Annotated in this window: 15 protein-coding genes and 1 pseudogene; 7 read left to right on the top strand and 9 right to left on the bottom strand. The window is 65.9% G+C overall.

The window, feature by feature from the left end:
• Positions 1-257: 257 nt before the first annotated feature.
• Positions 258-2,225, top strand: coding sequence for an asparagine synthase (glutamine-hydrolyzing) (asnB, locus tag LGM89_RS02925; RefSeq protein WP_226272228.1), 1,968 nt, complete (start codon positions 258-260; stop codon positions 2,223-2,225).
• Positions 2,226-2,244: 19 nt separating this feature from the next.
• On the opposite strand, the pseudogene LGM89_RS02920 reads toward asnB, so the two are convergent.
• Positions 2,245-2,436 (bottom strand): annotated as a pseudogene (locus LGM89_RS02920) (lytic transglycosylase); the annotation flags it as partial.
• Between the two features lie 513 nt (positions 2,437-2,949).
• Positions 2,950-3,348: a winged helix-turn-helix domain-containing protein gene (locus LGM89_RS02915; RefSeq protein ID WP_089496522.1), complete on the bottom strand. Its 399-nt coding sequence runs from the start codon at positions 3,346-3,348 to the stop codon at positions 2,950-2,952.
• A gap of 427 nt (positions 3,349-3,775) precedes the next feature.
• On the opposite strand from LGM89_RS02915, the gene LGM89_RS02910 reads away from it, so the two are divergent.
• The gene (locus LGM89_RS02910; RefSeq protein ID WP_226272227.1) at positions 3,776-4,978 is read left to right on the top strand and encodes a Fic family protein; all 1,203 of its coding nucleotides are present in this window, start codon (positions 3,776-3,778) and stop codon (positions 4,976-4,978) included.
• Between the two features lie 121 nt (positions 4,979-5,099).
• Here the strand turns inward: LGM89_RS02910 and LGM89_RS02905 are convergent, their stop codons facing one another.
• Both LGM89_RS02905 and LGM89_RS02900 read right to left on the bottom strand, forming a co-directional pair.
• On the bottom strand, positions 5,100-7,310 hold the full coding sequence (locus LGM89_RS02905; RefSeq protein ID WP_089496523.1) for a xanthine dehydrogenase family protein molybdopterin-binding subunit: 2,211 nt from the start codon (positions 7,308-7,310) through the stop codon (positions 5,100-5,102).
• A gap of 2 nt (positions 7,311-7,312) precedes the next feature.
• Positions 7,313-7,774 carry a (2Fe-2S)-binding protein gene (locus tag LGM89_RS02900; RefSeq protein WP_006480868.1) on the bottom strand — a complete coding sequence of 154 codons (462 nt, stop codon included), beginning with the start codon at positions 7,772-7,774 and terminating at the stop codon, positions 7,313-7,315.
• Between the two features lie 468 nt (positions 7,775-8,242).
• Here LGM89_RS02900 and LGM89_RS02895 point away from each other — a divergent pair, with 468 nt between their 5' ends.
• The gene (locus LGM89_RS02895; protein ID WP_089475257.1) at positions 8,243-9,166 is read left to right on the top strand and encodes an AraC family transcriptional regulator; all 924 of its coding nucleotides are present in this window, start codon (positions 8,243-8,245) and stop codon (positions 9,164-9,166) included.
• Between the two features lie 44 nt (positions 9,167-9,210).
• Here the strand turns inward: LGM89_RS02895 and LGM89_RS02890 are convergent, their stop codons facing one another.
• From LGM89_RS02890 to LGM89_RS02870, 5 genes are read right to left on the bottom strand one after another with little or no spacing between them, the layout of a single operon-like run.
• On the bottom strand, positions 9,211-11,871 hold the full coding sequence (locus tag LGM89_RS02890) for a glycosyltransferase (RefSeq protein WP_226272226.1): 2,661 nt from the start codon (positions 11,869-11,871) through the stop codon (positions 9,211-9,213).
• A 26-nt stretch (positions 11,872-11,897) separates the two neighbouring features.
• The gene (locus LGM89_RS02885; protein WP_226272225.1) at positions 11,898-13,301 is read right to left on the bottom strand and encodes a UDP-glucose dehydrogenase family protein; all 1,404 of its coding nucleotides are present in this window, start codon (positions 13,299-13,301) and stop codon (positions 11,898-11,900) included.
• Between the two features lie 35 nt (positions 13,302-13,336).
• Entirely contained in the window at positions 13,337-14,326 is a 990-nt protein-coding gene (galE, locus tag LGM89_RS02880; protein ID WP_089496526.1) for a UDP-glucose 4-epimerase GalE, read from the bottom strand.
• Positions 14,323-15,330, bottom strand: coding sequence for a UDP-glucuronic acid decarboxylase family protein (locus LGM89_RS02875; protein ID WP_226272224.1), 1,008 nt, complete (start codon positions 15,328-15,330; stop codon positions 14,323-14,325). The genes galE and LGM89_RS02875 overlap by 4 nt, the downstream gene beginning before the upstream one ends.
• Positions 15,323-15,796 (bottom strand): hypothetical protein, encoded by a 474-nt coding sequence (locus tag LGM89_RS02870; protein WP_226272223.1) that lies wholly within the window; start codon positions 15,794-15,796, stop codon positions 15,323-15,325. Before LGM89_RS02870 ends, LGM89_RS02875 begins: the two co-directional genes overlap by 8 nt.
• A gap of 147 nt (positions 15,797-15,943) precedes the next feature.
• Here LGM89_RS02870 and LGM89_RS02865 point away from each other — a divergent pair, with 147 nt between their 5' ends.
• The 4 genes from LGM89_RS02865 (at position 15,944) to LGM89_RS02850 (ending at position 18,803) form a co-directional block, all read left to right on the top strand.
• A complete protein-coding gene (locus LGM89_RS02865; protein WP_226272222.1) occupies positions 15,944-16,540 on the top strand; it encodes a hypothetical protein in 597 nt (198 codons plus the stop codon).
• A gap of 880 nt (positions 16,541-17,420) precedes the next feature.
• Entirely contained in the window at positions 17,421-17,744 is a 324-nt protein-coding gene (locus tag LGM89_RS02860) for a hypothetical protein (RefSeq protein ID WP_089496530.1), read from the top strand.
• A 112-nt stretch (positions 17,745-17,856) separates the two neighbouring features.
• Positions 17,857-18,447, top strand: coding sequence for a hypothetical protein (locus LGM89_RS02855; RefSeq protein ID WP_226202601.1), 591 nt, complete (start codon positions 17,857-17,859; stop codon positions 18,445-18,447).
• A gap of 74 nt (positions 18,448-18,521) precedes the next feature.
• Positions 18,522-18,803 carry a hypothetical protein gene (locus LGM89_RS02850; RefSeq protein ID WP_039360925.1) on the top strand — a complete coding sequence of 94 codons (282 nt, stop codon included), beginning with the start codon at positions 18,522-18,524 and terminating at the stop codon, positions 18,801-18,803.
• Positions 18,804-18,834: the final 31 nt, after the last annotated feature.

The raw sequence follows: 18,834 nt of genomic DNA, 5'->3' as shown, positions 1-18,834 counted from the left end.
GTTCCCCGTTTTTCCGCGTGACCCGATGATCCCCGGGCCGGCCCGTCCGTGGCCGGCCCGGCGGGGCACGTCGGCCGCACGTACCGTCGTGATGCACGCACGACGCTTGACAGCGTTTTTTTCGAGTGATTGCGGCATTCACCAGTGAATTATTGCTGATTTATTTCTTCGTAATATGGCTCGACCGTCACGCCGGACGGCGGGCCGCGAGGTTGCGCCATGCGTGACGGAACTGGTCAACAGGGGCAGACAAATCAATGTGCGGAATCGACGGCTTTCTGAATAGCGTCGCCTTCGATGAGGAGACAGCGCGCGGCACGCTCGCGCGCATGACGGCAAGCCTCGCGCATCGCGGGCCCGACGGACAGGGGATCTGGGTCGATCCGGAAGCCGGCATCGCGCTCGGCCACCGGCGGCTCGCGATCGTCGACCTGTCGGTGCACGGCCGACAGCCGATGGCATCCACGTGCGGCCGCTACGTCATGGTCTTCAATGGCGAAATCTACAACCATCGCGAACTGCGCGCGGAGCTCGAGCGCGCGGGTCGCGCACCGGCGTGGCGTGGCCACTCCGACAGCGAGGTGCTGATCGCGGCGATCGTCGCGTGGGGTGTCGAGGCGACGTTGCGGCGCGCGACCGGCATGTTCGCGATCGCGCTGTGGAATCGCGAATCGCGGGTGCTGACGCTCGCGCGCGACCGGATCGGCGAGAAGCCGCTCTACTATGGCCGGATCGGCGACGCGCTCGTGTTCGCGTCCGAGCTGAAGGCGCTGCGCGGCTATCCGGGCTTCGACGGCGCGATCGATCGCGACGCGTTGTGCCTGTACCTGCGCCAGTCGAGCGTGCCCGCGCCGCATACGATCTATCGTGGCATCCGCAAGTTGCCGCCCGGCACGTATATCCAGTTCGAGCATGCGCGCGACACGCCGCGCCTGCGGGCGTACTGGACGCTCGATCAGGCGATCGAGGATGGTCGCGCGCAGCCGTTCGAGGGCAACGCCGACGAGGCCGTCGGCCAGCTCGACGCGGTCTTGCGCCAGGCCGTCGCGCGGCAGATGGAGGCCGACGTGCCGCTCGGTGCGTTCCTGTCGGGCGGCATCGATTCGTCGACGATCGTCGCGCTGATGCAGGCGCAATCGTCGACGCCGGTCGATACGTTCACGATCGGCTTCCATGAAGCCGGCTACGACGAAGCCGGGTATGCGAAGGCGGTTGCGCGTCATCTCGGCACGCGTCATACCGAGCTCTACGTCACGGCCGACCACGCGCTCGGCGTCGTGCCGAAGCTGCCGTCGATCTACGACGAGCCGTTCTCCGATGCGTCGCAGATCCCGACCTTTCTCGTGTCCGAGCTGACGCGCCGGCACGTGAAGGTGAGCCTGTCCGGCGACGGCGGCGACGAGCTGTTCGGCGGCTATACGCGCTACTTCCTGACGCCGCGCCTGTGGCGCAAGCTGCATCGTGTCCCCGGTGCCGTGCGCGCACGGATCGCCGCCGCGCTGCATGCGTTGCGGCCCGATCATGCGGACCAGCTCGCGGCCGTCGCGCAGGGTGCGTGGGGCGGCGTGGAGGCACGCGAATCGGCCGCGCGCATCGGTGATCGGCTGCACAAGCTCGGCCACGTGATGACGGCCGAGAGCCGCATCGGGCTGTACCGGCTGCTGATGTCGTCGGTGCATCATCCCGAGCGCCTCGCGCTGTCGGGGCAGGAGCCGGCGACGCCGCTCGACACCGTATCCGCGTGGCCCGCGCACCTGAGCTTCGCCGAGCAGGCGATGGCGATCGATACGCTCACGTACCTGCCGACCGACATCCTCGCGAAAGTCGATCGCGCGGCGATGGCCGTGAGCCTCGAAACGCGCATGCCGTTCCTCGATCATCACGTCGTCGAGTTCGCGTGGCGCGTGCCGGCGGCGGTGCGTTTGCCGGAAGGGCAATCGAAGGCGCTGCTGCGCCGGCTGCTCGACCGGTACGTGCCGTCCGCACTGATCGACCGGCCGAAGCAGGGTTTCTGCGCGCCCGTCGATCACTGGCTGCGCGGCGCGCTGCGGGATTGGGCCGAGGCGCTGCTGCGGCCGTCGCGGTTGCGCGAGGAAGGCTTCTTCGATGCGGCCGCGGTCGAGCGCCTGTGGCGGCAGCACGTGACGGGGCGGATGAACTGGCAGCACCAGTTGTGGACGGTGCTGATGTTCCAGGCGTGGCTGGAAGCGCAGCGCGCCGCATGAGGCGGCACACTGCGCGTCGTCACTCGTCGAGGCAGCGCATGCAGCGCTGCTTCGCGGCGTTCGAGTGCAGGCCGCGGCACATCGTCATCACGGGCCGCGCATGGCACGAAGGCGGATCGGCGGACGCCGCGGGCGACGCCTGCCGGCGTGCGCGTTCGGGCGGGGTGGTCGCGGCGGCATCCATCCGTCGTTGGCGTGCGGGCGGCGTGTCGCGCCCGGCGCTGCCTTCATCGGGATTGCCGGGCGTCATCGACGCGACGTGCAGCGCGTCGTCGTCGGCTGCATGCGCAACGGGTGGCGGCGTGGCGCACACGAGCGCAACCAGCGCATACAGGCAGGCGACAACGGTTCGCGACGCGCGGATCTTCATGGTCATTCCGTTCGTTCCGGGGGCCGGCGGCGCGGAGGGCGCGCGGCTGCTGCGTCGATTGTAGGGACGACGAAGGCCGCGTGTCACGCCGGAATCCGTCGTCACGGGCATGGACGGTGGCATGGGCGGCGATGGACGGTGCGGGCGCGGCGAAGCGTGACGCGCGAGGACGTTCGGCTGCCGCCGCTCAAAAGCGACCGCCGCCCGGAGGCGGCGGTCGGGTCGCGACTGGCTGGCGGGCCGGGCGGCGTGCAGGCCGCGCCCGACGGGCGGGCCGCGAGGCGCTGCGGATCGCCGCAGCGCGGTGGGGGGAGCGTGGCCGGCGCGCCGCGTGCGGGCGGCGCGGGGAAAGCGTCACGCGTAGTCGGCCGCCATCACGGCCTGCGGCGCCACGCGCAGGATCGGCGCGGCTTCGTGGCGCTCGACGTGCGTCATCGCCGCACCGAACAGCACGAGACGATAGCCGACTGCGTAGATCGGGATGATCCGCAGGTTCTTGTCGTGATCGAGCTTCAGCTTCGAACGGATACGCGAGATATGGGTGTCGAGCGTGCGCGACGACACGCCGAGTTCACGGCCCCACACGGCTTCCTGGATTGCCTGCCGCGGCACGATCTTGTTCATGTTGTCGAGCAGGAATTCGACGACGTCGAATTCACGCGGCGTGACATCAATGATCTTGTTGTCGATTTCGATCGTGCGGCGCACGAAGTTGATTTTTATGTTGTCGATGTACAGGTATTTGCAATCCATGGTGGCCCTCGCATGTCCATAAAGGAGTGTTTGCGGGTCCTGTGCTGCAACTTCCGGGCCAGGGAGCGGATCGTCGGGGATCGACCGGGGGCGGCGCCAGCGCAGGCGGCGCGGCAGCCTTGAATTTAAAAGAATTTTTAACGGAAGGCGCGGGGCGTAGAGAAAACGGGGCGGGACAACCGTGAAGGATTGTTACGTAGCATCGGCGGGCGACGTTACGGGCGTTACGTCCGACGTAACGTGTGGGGCGAGGCGGGGGAATGGCATGAGGAACACGTCGCGGCGCAGGTGCGAGGTCGGCAAATCGAACCCTACATGGAACCCTACATTCAACCCGACACGATAAGGCAAAAAGTTGATATAAATCAGTAACATAAGTGGTTATAATTGCCGACACGGAACCCTACATTGAACCCGACAGGGAAGCATGACCACAGTCGCTACCTTCGAACCGCTATTTCCCGAGGATCGCGTACTCGATCCGCTGCTAGAGCAGGCCGGCGAGCTCGTCGACTCATCACATCGGTTGCTTGCCATACGCGATACTCCGCTGGCCGCCGCGCTCGTGCCGCAGTTGCGCGCCATGAATTCGTACTACACGAACAAGATCGAAGGGCAGCACACAACGCCCGCCAAGATCGAGGCTGCGCTGCATCGGGATTATTCGACCGATATTGTCGAGCGCAAGAAACAACGCTTCGCGGTCGCGCATATCGCGACGGAAGCGGCGCTCGAGGAGGAATGGCGAACGCTGCCGGTTGCCGCACTTTTTGAGCCGGCGCGAATTTCGGCCATTCACGATCGCTTCTTCTCCGGTTTGCCAGTCGATGAACGACTGACCAGTGAAGGGAAAGCCATCGTTCCGGGCGAATTTCGCCGCGCGGACGTGACGGTAGGGCGTCATCTGGCACCGGAGCCCGAGATGGTCGAGCCGTTGCTCCAGGCCTGGGCGACACGTTATGCCCGCATTCGTGCCAAAGAGTATCAACTGATCGGTATCGCCTGTTCGCATCATCGTTTGACCTGGGTGCACCCGTTCATGGATGGCAACGGCCGGGTCGCGCGTCTGCATTCGCATCTCGGACTACGCGCTGCGGATCTGACCCATGGTCTTTGGTCGCCACTCCGGGGGCTGGCACGAGAACATGAACAGTATTACGTCAGGCTGAGCGAGGCCGACCAAACGAGGCGCAACGATCTGGACGGCCGGGGCAATCTGTCCCAGGAAGGGCTGGTCAAATTTGCACGGTTCTTTCTCGAGTGCTGTCAGGACCAGGTTGGTTTCATGGTGCATATGACGGAGTTCGAGGGGGTGACCGGACGATTGATGGATCTGCTGCGATACCTAGAGGCCAATCCATGGACCATCAGTTCGGAAAAATCGGTCATCAAACCGGAAGCCGCGGCGCTGGCCATGGAGTTCGTGGCACTGCGCCGAACGGTCACACGAGCGGAATTTGCCCAGATGCTCGGCGTGAGCGATGTATTGGCGCGCCGAATCGTCCGTTCGCTGCTGGATTGTGGACTGCTGACTTCGCCATCGCATCGCGGTGAACTGTCCTTTGGATTACCGCTGAGCGGCCTCCGTTTTCTCTTTCCGAGGCTCTGGCCTGAAGTCGAGCTGGAGTGAGCGTTGCCGTTGAGGCGTGCCATCGAGCCTCGGTTCCAGCCAGCGTTACGTCTTCCGCGAGGTGCTTGAAAACGCCGGCCGCGAGACGTCTGCGCCCCGCGGCCGGCGTTCCGGCCCATCCTCAAGCCTTCGCGCTATCCGCCGAATCGAACGGCAGCACGTAATGCCGCTTGCCCGTCGCCGCGAAGATCGCGTTCGCGACCGCCGGCCCGATCGGCGCGACGCCCGGCTCGCCGACCCCGGTCGGCGCTTCGGCCGACGGCACGATATGCACCTCGACCTTCGGCATCTCGGCCATCCGCAGCACGTGGTACCCGTCGAAGTTGCGCTGCTCGACCTGGCCGTCCTTCAGCGTGATCGCGCTGTGCATCGCCGCGCCGAGCCCGAAGCCGATGCCGCCCTCCATCTGCGCGGCGACGATGTCGGGATTGATCGCGATCCCGCAATCGACCGCGCACACCACGCGCTCGACCTTCACCTTGCCGTCCGCGTCGACCGACACCTCGGCCACCTGCGCGACATAGCTCTTGAACGCTTCGGCGACCGCGATCCCGCGCCCACGGCCCTTCGGCAGCGGCTTGGCCGGGTCCCAGCCGGCCTTCTGCGCGGCGAGATCCAGCACCGCGCGCATGCGCGGCTCCTTCGCGAGCAGGTCGCGGCGGAACGCGTACGGATCCTTGCCCGCCGTGTGCGCGGCTTCGTCGATGAACGCCTCGACCGCGTACGCCGTGTGCGAGCTGCCGACCACGCGCCACCACAGCACGGGCAGGCCGACCTTGGTGGTGGTGAGCTCGACCGACACGTTCGGCACCGCGTACGGCAGGTTCGCCGCGCCCTCGACCGAGGTCGCATCCACGCCGTTCTTCACCATGAATGCCTCGAACGGCGTGCCGGCGAGGATCGACTGGCCGACGATCCGGTGGCGCCAGCCGACCAGCTTGCCGTCCGCGGTCAGCCCCGCGTCGAGCTTGTGGAAGTACATCGGCCGGTAGAAGCCGCCCTGGATGTCGTCCTCGCGGGTCCACTGCAGCTTCACGGGCTTGCCGTCCGCGCCGAGCGCCTTGGCGATCGACACGGCCTCGACCACGTAGTCCGACCACGCGTTCGCGCGCCGGCCGAAGCTGCCGCCCGCGTACAGCGTGTGGATCTGCACCTGCTCGGGCTTCAGGCCGGCCGTCCGGGCCGCGTTGGCCTGGTCGACGGTCTGGAACTGGTCGCCGGCCCAGATTTCGCAGCTGTTCGCCGTCAGCTTGACGACCGCGTCGAGCGGCTCCATCGGCGCGTGCGCGAGATACGGGAATTCGTACGTCGCGCTGATCTTGCGCGCCGCGCCCGTGATCGCCGCGTCGGCATCGCCGTCCTTGCGCGCCGACGTGCCCGGCTTGTCGGCGAGCTGCCGGTATTCGCGCATGATCTCGTCCGAGCCGCGCTTTTCGGCGTTCGTTTCGTCCCATTCGATCTTCAGTGCGTCGCGGCCCTGCTTCGCGGCCCAGAAGCCGGTGCCGACGACGGCGACGCCGCCCGGCACCTGCACGACCGACACGACGCCCGGCACGGCCTTGGCCGCCGTCGCATCGAACGACTTCACCTTCGCGCCGAAGCGGGGCGGGCGCTGCAGCAGCGCGACGCGCATCCCGGGGACGGTCGTGTCGAGCGTGAAATGCGCGGTGCCGTTCGATTTGGCCGACGCGTCGACGCGCGGAATGGGGTGACCGATCAGCTTGAAATCGGCCGGCTGCTTCAGCGTGACCTTGTCCGGCACCGGCAGCTTCGACGCATCGGCGACGAGCGTGCCGTACGCGGCCGTCTTGCCGCTCTTCGCATGGGTGACGACGCCATTGGCGGTCGTCAGCTCGCTCGCCGGCACCTTCCAGCGGGCCGCCGCGGCCGATACCAGCATCGCGCGGGCCTTGCCGCCGGCTTCGCGCAGTTGCTGCCACGAGTTCGACATGGCCGAGCTGCCGCCCGTCCCCTGCATCGTGCCGAACGCGAGGTTCGCGTAGCGTTTCGCATCGGCCGGCGCGCTTTCGACGCGCACGTGCGACCAGTCGGCGTCGAGCTCCTCGGCGACGATCGTCGCGATGCCCGTATACGCGCCCTGGCCCATTTCGACGTGCTTCGCGATGACGGTGACGGTGCCGTCGGGCGTGATGCGCAGGAATGCATTCGGCGCGAAATCGGCGGCCGGCGCGGGCGCGGCGAGCGCGCGGCGGCCGAAGCCGCTGAAGTCGAAGCCGATGGTCAGGCTGACGGCGGCCGCGGCGCCCGCGGCCTTCAGGAACGTGCGGCGCGACGGACGCACCGACCCGGTGTTGTCGAGTTCGATCGTCATGGTCAGGCTCCCAGCGTCGCGGCCGCGTCGTGGATCGCCGCCCGGATGCGGGCGTAGGTCGCACAGCGGCACAGGTTGCCGTTCATCGCGGCGTCGATGTCCGCGTCGGTCGGCTTCGGGTTCTGTTCGAGCAGCGCGGTGGCCGACATGATCTGGCCGGACTGGCAGTAGCCGCACTGCGGCACCTGGAGCTTGACCCAGGCGGCCTGCACGGCCTGCGCGGGCTTGCTCTGCAGGCCTTCGATCGTCGTGACGTGCTTGCCCGCGATGCCGGCGAGCGGCAGCACGCACGAGCGGACGGCCTGGCCTTCGAGATGCACGGTGCACGCGCCGCACTGCGCCATGCCGCAGCCGAATTTCGTGCCGGTCAGTCCCGCGTGTTCGCGAATCGCCCAGAGGACGGGCATCGACGGATCGGCGTCGAGCGTGACGTTCTTGCCGTTCAGGACAAAGGAGGTAGGCATTGTGATTGTCTCCGTGGGGGATAACCCGGCATGCGCCCGGTCACAGGGTCTGCTCACGCTCATAGCGGGCTTGCGCTGGCCCCCAGAAGGGCCGAGCGCAAGGAATGCGACGCAGCGAATACTCGACGTATTCGCAAGGAGCATGACGCCGCGATCGGCCCTTCTGGGGGCCAGCCCCACGAATGAATTTACCCAAAACAGGGGAACGTGCGTTGCCGGCCGTATTGCGGCGTCGATCGTCGCTTGTTTGGCTCGGCCAAACGGCGCTCCTCACTCCTTGCACTACGACCGGCAACGCACGTTCGCAAGCCCGCTATGAGCGTGAGCAGGCCCTGAGTGTGCGCGAGGCATCGGTTTTTGCGTCTACCCAATCCTGCAAATTTATTGAACAATCCTGCAAATCCCCGGCAGGCGGCGGGCGGTTTCGCTATGCTCCCGCGACATGAGGAAATTGATCGAGGAAGCGTCATGGACATGACCGATATCGTGGCGTCGCGCGCATCCGGGCAGCGCGAGCTGGCGACGCTGATCAGCCGCTTCGCGCCCGCGGACGGCTCGCATTCAACGGCCGTGCCGGGTTTGATGCTGCACCGGCACACGCGGCCGGTCGATCTCGGCTGCGGCGTGTCGCGGGCCGCGCTCGTGATCGCCGCGCAGGGCTCGAAGCGCGTGATCGTGGCCGGTCAGGCTTACGAGTACGACGCGCAGAATTGCCTGATTACCTCCATTGACTTGCCGATCCTGTCGCGCGTGACGAGCGCGTCGCCGGACGCGCCGTATTTGTGCCTGTCGCTGACGCTCGATCCGCAGCGCATCGTCGAGCTCGCGGCCGAGATGCGGCTGCCCGAACCGGACGCGGGCCCCGAAGGCGAGGGGATCGCGCTCGCCGAGCTGACGCCGCCGCTGCTCGATGCCGCGCTGCGGCTGATGCGGCTGCTCGATACGCCGGCCGACATTGCGGTCGTCGCGCCGCTGATCGAAAAGGAACTGCTGTACCGGCTGATGACGAGCGGGCAGGGCACGCGGCTGCGGCACATGGCGATCGCGGGCAGCCAGACGCACCGGATCGCCCGCGCGATCGAATGGATCCGCGACCACTTCGCCGAACCGATGCGCGTCGAGTCGCTCGCGCAGGCGGTCAACATGAGCGTGTCGTCGCTGCATCATCATTTCAAGCACGTGACGACGCTGAGCCCGCTGCAGTACCAGAAGCAGCTGCGGCTGCACGAGGCGCGGCGGCTGCTGTTGCGGCAGGGCGGCGACGTCGGGTCGGTGGCCGCCGTCGTCGGCTACGAAAGCGCGTCGCAGTTCAGCCGCGAATACAGCCGGCTGTTCGGCGCGCCGCCGATGCGCGACGTCGTGCAGTTGCGCAGGAAGGAACTGCTCGGCTGACGGCCGATCGCTGAAAGCCGGCGCGCCGTCGCTCGCCGTGCCGGTCACCTGGCGACCACCGTCGTCTGCAGGAAGGCCGGCGCGATCCGCCAGTCCGGCACGTAATGCACGGGCCACGCGCCGGGCGTATCGACCGCGTTGAAATACACCACGGCCTTCAGCAGCGGATAGCGCCACAGCGACCGCTGGAATTCGTCGAGTGCCTCGCGCTTGCGCGAACTCGACCCGTCGACGCCGAGCTCCGTGACCATCACCGGCAGCCCGTAGTCGGCCACCCGCTCGTACTTGGTCCGCAGGATGCTCGCGGCGGACGCGTGGCCGCCGGCCGGCCAGCTCGCGCAGCGCGGGCAGTCGAACACGGACAGGCCGATGTCGTCCACATAGCCGCGGCCCGGGAAATAGTCGTCGAGGTTCCGGTTGCCGGCCGGCGACCACACGAAGCGGATCTGGTCGGTCATCGCGCGGCAGGCGGTCACGACCCGCCGGTACGCCTGCACGTAAGCCGATGCATCGCCGATGGCCCACGGATAGCGCCCGGTGTCGGCCTCCATCTCGTGGCCCCAGCGCACGAACACGGGGTGCTTCAACGCGGCCAGCGCCGAACAGGTGGCCGCGATCCGCGCGTCGTAGCGGCCGTGCGCGATATCGTCGAGCAGCGCGCGTTGCCGCGTGTCGCTGGCCGCCCAGGGCTCGACGGTCAGCATCAGCGCGCGGTTGCGCGCCTGCGCGCGCCGGTACGCATCGTCGATTTCCGCGCGGATGTCGGGTGCGTTCCACGACACGAACACATGGTCGAACGCGAGATTCCGCTCACCCGCGAGCGTGTTCTCGGGATCGTAGGCGCCGAGTTCGGGCTGCTTCACCGGTTCGCCCGGCACGGGCGCGACCACGGCCGGCAAACCCGAGCGCCACATCATCGCCTGCCAGCCTTTCGGCGCGCGCAGCCCGATGCCCGACAGCAGCATTGCGAGCGCGATCACGAACAGCGCGTTGCGCACGGGCAGGCGGCTGAAGAACATCTGCCTGAACGCCGACCACGCGAGCCCTTGCTCCCGGCCGTGATTCACCGCGACGACGGCCGCGATCATCAGATACAGGATGCTCGTCAGCGTCGAGAACAGATAGAAGCCGGCGGCGTTGCGCGGATCCTCGACCGTGACGACGGGCAGGCTGCAGAACAGCGAGATCAGCAGATACGGGGCGACCACGCGCAGCGGCGCGTCCTGTTCGATCGCGCCGCCCTTCGGCGTGACCTTGAACGGAAATTCCTTGCCGCGCACGCAGTCGAGCACCGCCGACACGCAGCCGAGCACGACCCACGGCCAGCGTGCGAACACGAACGACAGGCCTTCCCACGACAGCAGTTTCGTATTCAGCGGGCGGCACGACTGGGTCGAATGCGTGGCCCAGGTCACGACGCACAGCAGCAGCACGGCCAGCGGCAGCGCGTAGGTGAGGTACGTGAGGTAGTCGACGTGCGCCCACACGCGGCCGGTCAGCAGCGCGACGACTGGAATCACGACGCCGCCGGCCATCGCGAGCGCGCACAGCGGGTACCACATCTGGCAGAACAGGAACTGTGCCTTCAGCTTCAGCGGCAGCCCCATGAAATAGTGGCGCGTGTAGCGCAGCATGATGATCATCACGCTCTTGGACCACTGGAATTCCTGCGTGGCCAGGTCGCCGAACGTGCGCGGCCCTTCGCCGTTCGCGATCGCGTTCAGCGCATGCATGCCGCGCCAGCCCTTCGAATTGAAGATCATCGTGGTCGAGTGATCCTCGGCGAGCTCGGGCCCGAGCCCGCCGATCTCGCGCAGCGCGCGGCAGCGCACCGCATAGTGCGAGCCGATGCACAGCGGCGCGAGGCCGCCCGCATAGCCGGCCTGCATCGTGCCGTGCAGCGGCCCCTCGACGTTCACGCGCCCGCGTGCGCTCCAGCTCATGGCCGCATTGCTGTCGCAGATGCTCGGCGCCGACACGTAGCCGACTGCCGGATCGATGAACGGCCGCAGCATCTCCTCGAGATAGGTGCGGGTCGGCACATGATCGGCGTCGAGCTGCGACACGAAATCGTAGTGGTCGTAGCCGACCCTGTCGTAGAAGTACGCGAGATTGCCTTCCTTGCACTGGGTCCGGCGCGGCCAGCTCGTCCGGTGGTACGCGGCGATGCCGCGCCGCGTCGACACGAATACACCGTGTTCGCGGCACCAGTCGAGCGTCTCGGGCGACGGGTCTTCATCGGCGAGCCATGTATCGTGCGGGTAGGTCTGGTCGAGCATCGCCAGCAGCGTCGTGCGGACGATGTCGAACGGCTCGGACGGCGCCTTGGTGACGACCATCGCGACGCGCCAGTCGCGCGGCACCGGCAGCGCGGGGTTCGGCACGACCGCCGAGCGGATGATGAAGATGAAGTAGCCGGGAATGAAGGTAGTCCAGAACAGCACGAAGCAGTTGACGCCGAAGCGGAAGGCGTCGACGTAGTGCTCGTCGCGCAACCACCAGCGCCAGAAGATGCCCAGCGCGACGAACCAGGCCAGCGCGAGGAGGTGGAAGACGATGCGGGTGCCGCTGTCCATCAACGGGACGACGAGCGGCACGTCCGCGCTCGTCGATGCGGCGCGATCCGCGTCGGCACCGGCGGCATCGTTGGTGTCGGCGGTATCCGGCGCAAGGCCGCCCGCAAGCGACGCAACCAGCTTCTTCATGGTGCTCTCCCGTCAAGGTCAGATCATCAGTCTTGAAGCAGGCCGCGTGGCAGCCGGGTGTCCTCGCTGGCAGGCGGTTGTTCCGGTGCCGGGGCGGCCGGCATGCGTTCGCCGCACGCGCGGCCCACGCGCTCGTAGCGGCGAAAGCCGCTGTCGACGGCGAGCCGTTCGCTGAACAGGTTGCGCATGTCGAGCATCACGGGATCGGCCATGTGATCCGCGAGGTCGGCGAGATCGAGTGCCTCGAACGCTTTCCATTCCGTCATCACGACGACGGCGTCCGCGCTGCGCACCGCGTCGATCGCGGAGCCTTCCATGAAGACTTGCGGCAGCAGTCGCGACGCTTCGTGCGGACGCGCCGGGTCGTACGCGCGGATATGCGCGCCCGCGCCGACGAGCAGCTGGATCACGTCGATGCTCGGGCTTTCGCGCACGTCGTCGGTCTGGCCTTTGAACGTGAGGCCGAGCACCGCGATGCGCTTGTCCTTGATCGAGCCGCCGCAGGCTTTCTCGATGCGGCGCAGGATCTGCTCCTTGCGCAGCGCATTCGATTCGATCGCCGCGCTGACGATGCGCAGCGGCACCGCATGTTCGGAAGCCGTCGCCTTCAGCGCGCGCGTGTCCTTCGGGAAGCACGAGCCGCCCCAGCCGGGGCCGGCCTTCAGGAACGACGCGCCGATGCGGCGGTCGAGGCCCATCCCGTTCGCGACCAGCTCGACATCGGCGCCGACGGCTTCGCACAGGTCCGAGATCTCGTTGATGTAGCTGATCTTCACCGCGAGGAACGCATTCGCCGCGTATTTCACGAGTTCGGCCGTTTCGATCTCGGTCGCGAGCACGAGATGGCCCATCGCTTCCAGCGGCGCATAGATGGCCGTCATGATCTCGATCGCACGCGGATGCTCGGCGCCGAACACGACGCGGTCCGGGTGCATGAAATCGTCGATCGCCGAGCCTTCGCGCAGGAATTCCGGATTCGATGCGATCGCCGCGTCGATGCCGTCCGGCGCGCAGCGTTCGACGATCCGCTTGACGATCCGGTTGGTGCCGACCGGCACCGTCGACTTCGTGACGACGACCGCGAAGCCGGTCAGGTTCGACGCGATCTCGCGCGCGGCCGCCTCGACGTACCGCAGGTCCGCCTGGTCGGTGCCCGGCAGCGTCGGCGTGCCGACCGCGATGAATACCGCGTCGCGATCGCGCACGCTCGCCGCGAGGTCGCTGCTGAAGCGCAGCGTGCCGCGTTCGACGTTGCGGGCGACGACGGCGTCGAGGCCCGGTTCGTAGATCGGCATGCGGCCTTCGTTCAGCGCGTCGATCTTGCCGCGATCGTTGTCGATGCAGACGACGTCATGCCCGAGATCCGCAAAGCACGCGCCGCTGACCAGCCCGACGTAGCCCGTGCCGACGATGGCGATCCGTACCTTCATGGTGATTCCCCTGCGTGGCGTTCAAGGAAACTGGCTCAATTGCCGGATTCGAATTGCAGTGCTTTCTGAAACCACGCCGCGGCGTGTTCGACCATCGGTTCGATCGCGGTGAAACGCGGCCGCCAGCCGAGCACGAGCGCGGCTTTCGTGGCGTCGGCGTACAGCTCGGGCGGGTCGCCCGGGCGGCGCGCGGTCGTTACCGTCGGTACGCGCCGGCCCGTCACGGCTTCGACGGCGCGCAGGGCGTCGAGCACCGACGTTCCTTGGCCGGTGCCGAGATTCAGGGCGACGCTGTGGCCGCCGCCGCACAGATAGGCGGTCGCTTTCAGGTGCGCGTCGGCGAGGTCGCTCACATGCACGTAGTCGCGAATCGCCGAGCCGTCGGGCGTCGGGTAGTCGGTGCCCATCACCTGGAACGCAGGGCCGATTCCGAGTGCCGCGCGAATCGCGAGCGGCAGCGCGTGCGTTTCCGGTTCGTGGCATTCGCCGATCTCGCCGTCCGGGTCCGCGCCGGCCGCGTTGAAGTAGCGCAGCGCGACCCACTTCAGCCCATACGCGCGCTCGAAATCGGCGGCCATCCGTTCCATCGCGTACTTCGTGAAGCCGTACGGATTGATCGGGTGCTGCGGCATGCGCTCCGAGATCGGCAGCCCGTCCGGAACGCCGTAGGTCGCGCACGACGACGACATCACGATCCTGCCGATGCCCGCCGCGTGCATCGCGCTCAGCAGCGTGCAGGTGCCGGTGACGTTGACCGTGTAATAGCGGTCGGGCGCGAGCACCGAATCGCCGACGTAAGCGAGTGCGGCGAAATGAATCACGACGTCGGGCCGATGCGCGGCGAACGCCTTCGACAGCGCGTCGCGGTCGAGAATGTCGGCCGCGACGAGCGGCCCCCAGCGAACCGCGTCGCGATGGCCGGTCGACAGGTTGTCGTAGGCGACCGGTTCGTGTCCTGCTGCCGCGAGCGCCTTGCAGGTATGGCTGCCGATATAGCCCGCTCCGCCTGTCACGAGCACTTTCATGCCGTGGCCCCGGTCACGCGCAGCACGGGCTCGAGCCACAGTTCACGGCTGAAATAGTCGACGGTCCGGCGCAGCCCTTCGTCGAGATCGATGGCCGGCCGCCAGCCCAGCTCGGCCGACGCGACCGAGATGTCGGGCTTGCGCTGATGCGGATCGTCGATCGGCAGCGGCCGGAACACGATCTCCGATGTCGAGCCCGTCATCGCGAGCACTTTCTCCGCGAGCTCGATCATCGTGAATTCGCCGGGGTTGCCGATGTTGACCGGCGTGCCGACGTTGCGCTCGGCGCTCATCAGGCAGAAGAAGCCGTCGATCAGGTCGCTGGCGAAGCAGAACGAGCGGGTCTGCCGGCCGTCGCCGTAGATCTCGAGCGGCGCGCCGTGGAGTGCGCCGACGATGAAGTTCGACACGACGCGGCCGTCGCGCGGCGACATCCGAGGGCCGTAGGTGTTGAAGATGCGCGCGACACGCACGTCGATGCCGTGCGTGCGGTAGTAGTCGTAGCACAGCGCCTCGGCCGCGCGTTTGCCTTCGTCGTAGCACGCGCGCGGGCCGATCGTGTTCACGTTGCCGCGATAGGTTTCCGTCTGCGGGTGCACGTCCGGGTCGCCGTAGATCTCGCTGGTCGACGCCTGGAACACGCGTGCGCCCGTCTTGCGCGCGAGCATGAGGCAGTGGTTCATGCCGAGCACGTTGGTCATCATCGTATGAACGGGATCGACCTGGTAGGTGGGCGGCGATGCCGCGCACGCGAGATTCCAGATCTCGTCCACCTGCAGTTGCGGCAGGCCGAGCGAGACGTCGCCCTTCACGAATTCGAAGCGGCCGGACGCCTTCAGGTCGGCGACGTTGAGCTTGCGCCCCGTCAGCAGGCTGTCGATGCACGTGACGGACGCGCCTTCCATGACCAGGCGTTCGCATACGTAGCTGCCGAGAAAGCCGGCGCCGCCCGTCACCAGGACGCGCTGACCGGCGCGCGTCTCGAGCGCGACCCGGTCATTCATGGCTTTCACCTTCGTCGAGCAGCTCGAGGAACCACACGTCGATTTGCTCGACGGCGGTGCGCACGCGTTCCATCCCGCCGCACGGGTAGCGCTTCGGCAAGCGCCGGCTCGCATGGGCCGAGGTCGACGAAGCGCCGCGACAGGCGCTCCGGTTTCGCCGACTACCCCGTTGATGCTTGAACGACGCGCACGCCGATCGACCGGTGGTGATCTTCATCGCCTTTTCCCCGATACGCTGATTGACGAGCAGGCCGCCGTCCGTGATCTTGTGCCTCGGCGTGCCGCTCGGTGAGAGCCGGAGATCAGGCAATCGGCATGCCATGAACGATGCCGTCGCGATGCGCACGGGAGCGACGGCGCGATTGCCGCGCGATACGCGCGCTTCTGTTTCATGCATGTATCGTGGGGACAGAAAAGCGAGCGGGGAAATTGCCGGATCGATGCGAATCGATACGACGAAACGCACGATAAATCAGGCTTTTGCGGGAATGGCGCCGTCAAACAGGTGTTGAGTTTGAATGTTTCATCAATGAGAAAGGCGTGGATAAAGGATTAAAAGTGTTTCCTGAAGGGGCCGAGAATCGGGTGATTCGGTGCGTGAAAGACGGGGCGAATGAAAGTGAAAAAAATGATGGGCGGCATGATGGGGCGCGATTTTTCATTTGTTTTAATTATTACGTCGTCACGAAAGTTTTCATTGTTACGGTCCATTTCGGCTCTCGAGCGGTGCGTGATCCTGTTGGTATTTTCACGGATGAATCAAATTCGTTTCGGTCGTCAGGAGAAATGCGTGTCGATGGCTCGCCGGAGGCTGCCGTATCGGGCTTTCGGTGCGCGGTGTCGGGCGAATCGATTCTCGTTTGTGATGGCGCAGGAAGGGGGCGCACATGCCGCGCCCCCCGGTTTGCAGGCGGAAATGCCCGCGCCGCCGGCCTTGCGCGGCAGCCCGGTTCTCAAGTTTGAAACACTCGTTCATCTGGCCGCCCGGTGCGGGCCTGCGGGCCGGATTCGTCCGTCTAATCCGGAGATTGCGTTGCGGCGCTCAACGATTGGAGCGGGTGTCAGACTGTTATTGCGATACATTCCTGAAACAAAAAATGCCGTTTCAGGTGCTGCGGGCCGCCGTGGCGGGCGTGTGCCGCGCGCAAGCTGCGGTGGAATATCGCGTGGCACGCTGCTTGCGGTATTGGACGCACCGGCGGGCGGCTGAAACGATGTAACAAAGCGGTGGGGCGGCCAACTCGTCAATAAGCAGTCGGGGAAACGGCGATGAAGACCATAAGCAGTAGCTTGATCGGTGCGTACTTTGCGCATCAATGGGGTAGTCGGAAAGGCCGGGGTGATGCTCGCGACGCTGTGCCAGCTTCGCGGGTTGCGCTGTCCCGGTTTCTTGCCCGCCGCGCGCGCCGCGTGCTGGCGCGGTTGTCGCGCCGCACGGCAGTCGGGCGACAGCGGTACTCGCTCTCATTCAGTTCACCCGGATGGATCAGGCTGTTCGTGCCGGACAGCGTGATGCCGATTCGTCCTCGGCCATGCAGGGCCGCTCCGATCGTGCGTGGCCCATGCCGGCGCCGGCCGGATTAGATCGAACAGCCTGTCGGCCGGATTATCCGGAAGACGCTTCGTCGATAGCTCAGGGAGAACACACGCCACCCGGCTGCAATGCAGGCCCTTGTCGCCCGTGTAAAAGGTGTATTTCAAGCGGCGCTGCAATTTGCGGTGGTTAATGTATTCGCGAATTTTCGATTCCGGAAGCGGGATGTCGATTCATGACATGCCGTCCGGCGGGGTATCGAATATCGCAAGCCGGAAAGATGTGCGCATCGTTCCGGTTCATCAAGCAATGGTGTTTTCGATGCAAGACCAATGTTCATAAAAATAATAGAAAACACCTACCAAAAAAATTTGGATAACCAAAAATCTCGAAGCTAAGCTTCGTTTGGCCAAAATCGCAAAAAACTTGATTTAAAAGGCAATGAGATTTTATTGATTGGATAGTGATCCTTAATTTTGAGGATTGCTCAAGTCGGGAGGATCGATGGCGTGCGATCTTCCCGATTCACTCCGTCCACGCCGTTTTGGAGTCGACCATGAAGAAGCTTCTGATTGCAGCAGCAGTTCTGGCGGTTTCGGGTGCAGCGTTTGCCGGCAGCGGCACGGTGTCGAGCAGCAATTCGTCGAGCGGCGGTTCGACGATGGCTGGGGTCGCAGGGTTCGGTCATTTCTCCGCGACCGATTCCGGCTCGGCACTCGGTGCAGCCGGCGCACTGGCCGGCGGCCCGGGCAGCGGTTCGATCTCGTACACGAACCACACCCAAACGTCGACGGTTGGCGGCTTCGGCTTCGGTGGAGCACAAGCGACTGGCAGCAGCGGCGCGAATGCCGGTTCGATCGGCTGGACGTATCACCACTAAGCCGCGACGCGTAGCGTTCGTCATTGGCTGGCGGTACGGATGCCGGGTTTCGTCCGATGGGGGGCAGGCCCGGCTCCGCCACCGCCGAACTTCATCACAGCAAGGGATTGCTATGAAAGCCAACGTGATATTAGCGACAGCGCTCACCGTCTTGTCGTCGGCTGCCATGGCCGCGGGACTGTCCACGACCAACCAGACGCAATCCGTTGCGTCGGGTGTTTCCGGTTCGGTGCTGGTCGGGTCCGGCAGCTATACCAGCAACTCGACTTCGACGGCGGGTGCAAGCGCTGGCAGTACGGTGACACCCGCTGGTTCCGTCGGTACGGCATCTGCCTTCCACAACTCGACCTCGACGGCCAGTGGTTCAGGCTTGAACGGGGGCGCGTACGCGGCAGGCGGCGGTATCGGTGCCGCAGCCTCGAACGGTGGAAACAGCAAAACGAACGAGAACGCGAATGCGCTATCGGGAGGGGTGAGTGCCACGATCGTACTCGGTGCGAATCACTACACGGCTTCGAGCGCGAACGACCAGGGCTATGCCAACGCGGGTGCCGCTGGGCTGACCGGCAGTGGTGGGTCAGGCGCGATCACGGGTTCGAATCACTACAACTCGTCGACCGTGTGGAGTACCGGTCCGGCCGGCTCGCCGTCCGCGGCGGGCGGAAGCCAGGGCAGTTCAAGTGCGACCGGAAGCAGTCATTAGTCAGGTGTGGGGGGGCCAGTTTCCCAGCGACGCTGGTCTCTTTTCCCCACATTGTTGTCACGTAAGGAGTTGGCATGAAGCAGAAACTGATTGCCGCCGCTCTGATGCTCGCGTCTCTGACGGCGTATGGCGCTGACCGTATTGCCGACGACGTGCAATCGAATTTGCAGACGTCAAACAAACCTGACCAGACAACCAAACCGTCAGAACAACAAACGCTTTCTTCGGGCAGTGCCATCGGCGGACCCGACGCCCAGCAGTGGCAGGGCATGTCGGCAGGCTCATGGTCCCAGCTGGGCAACGGCTGGAAACAGTTCGGGGAAGCAGGCAAAGCTGAAGGGAATCAGGGGAACTAGTACGGTTGCCTGGGTGGGAGGTCAAACCTCG

The organism is Burkholderia sp. AU31624 (assembly GCF_020420065.1).
Lineage (GTDB): Bacteria > Pseudomonadota > Gammaproteobacteria > Burkholderiales > Burkholderiaceae > Burkholderia.
This window is presented reverse-complemented; position numbering and strand designations above follow the sequence as displayed.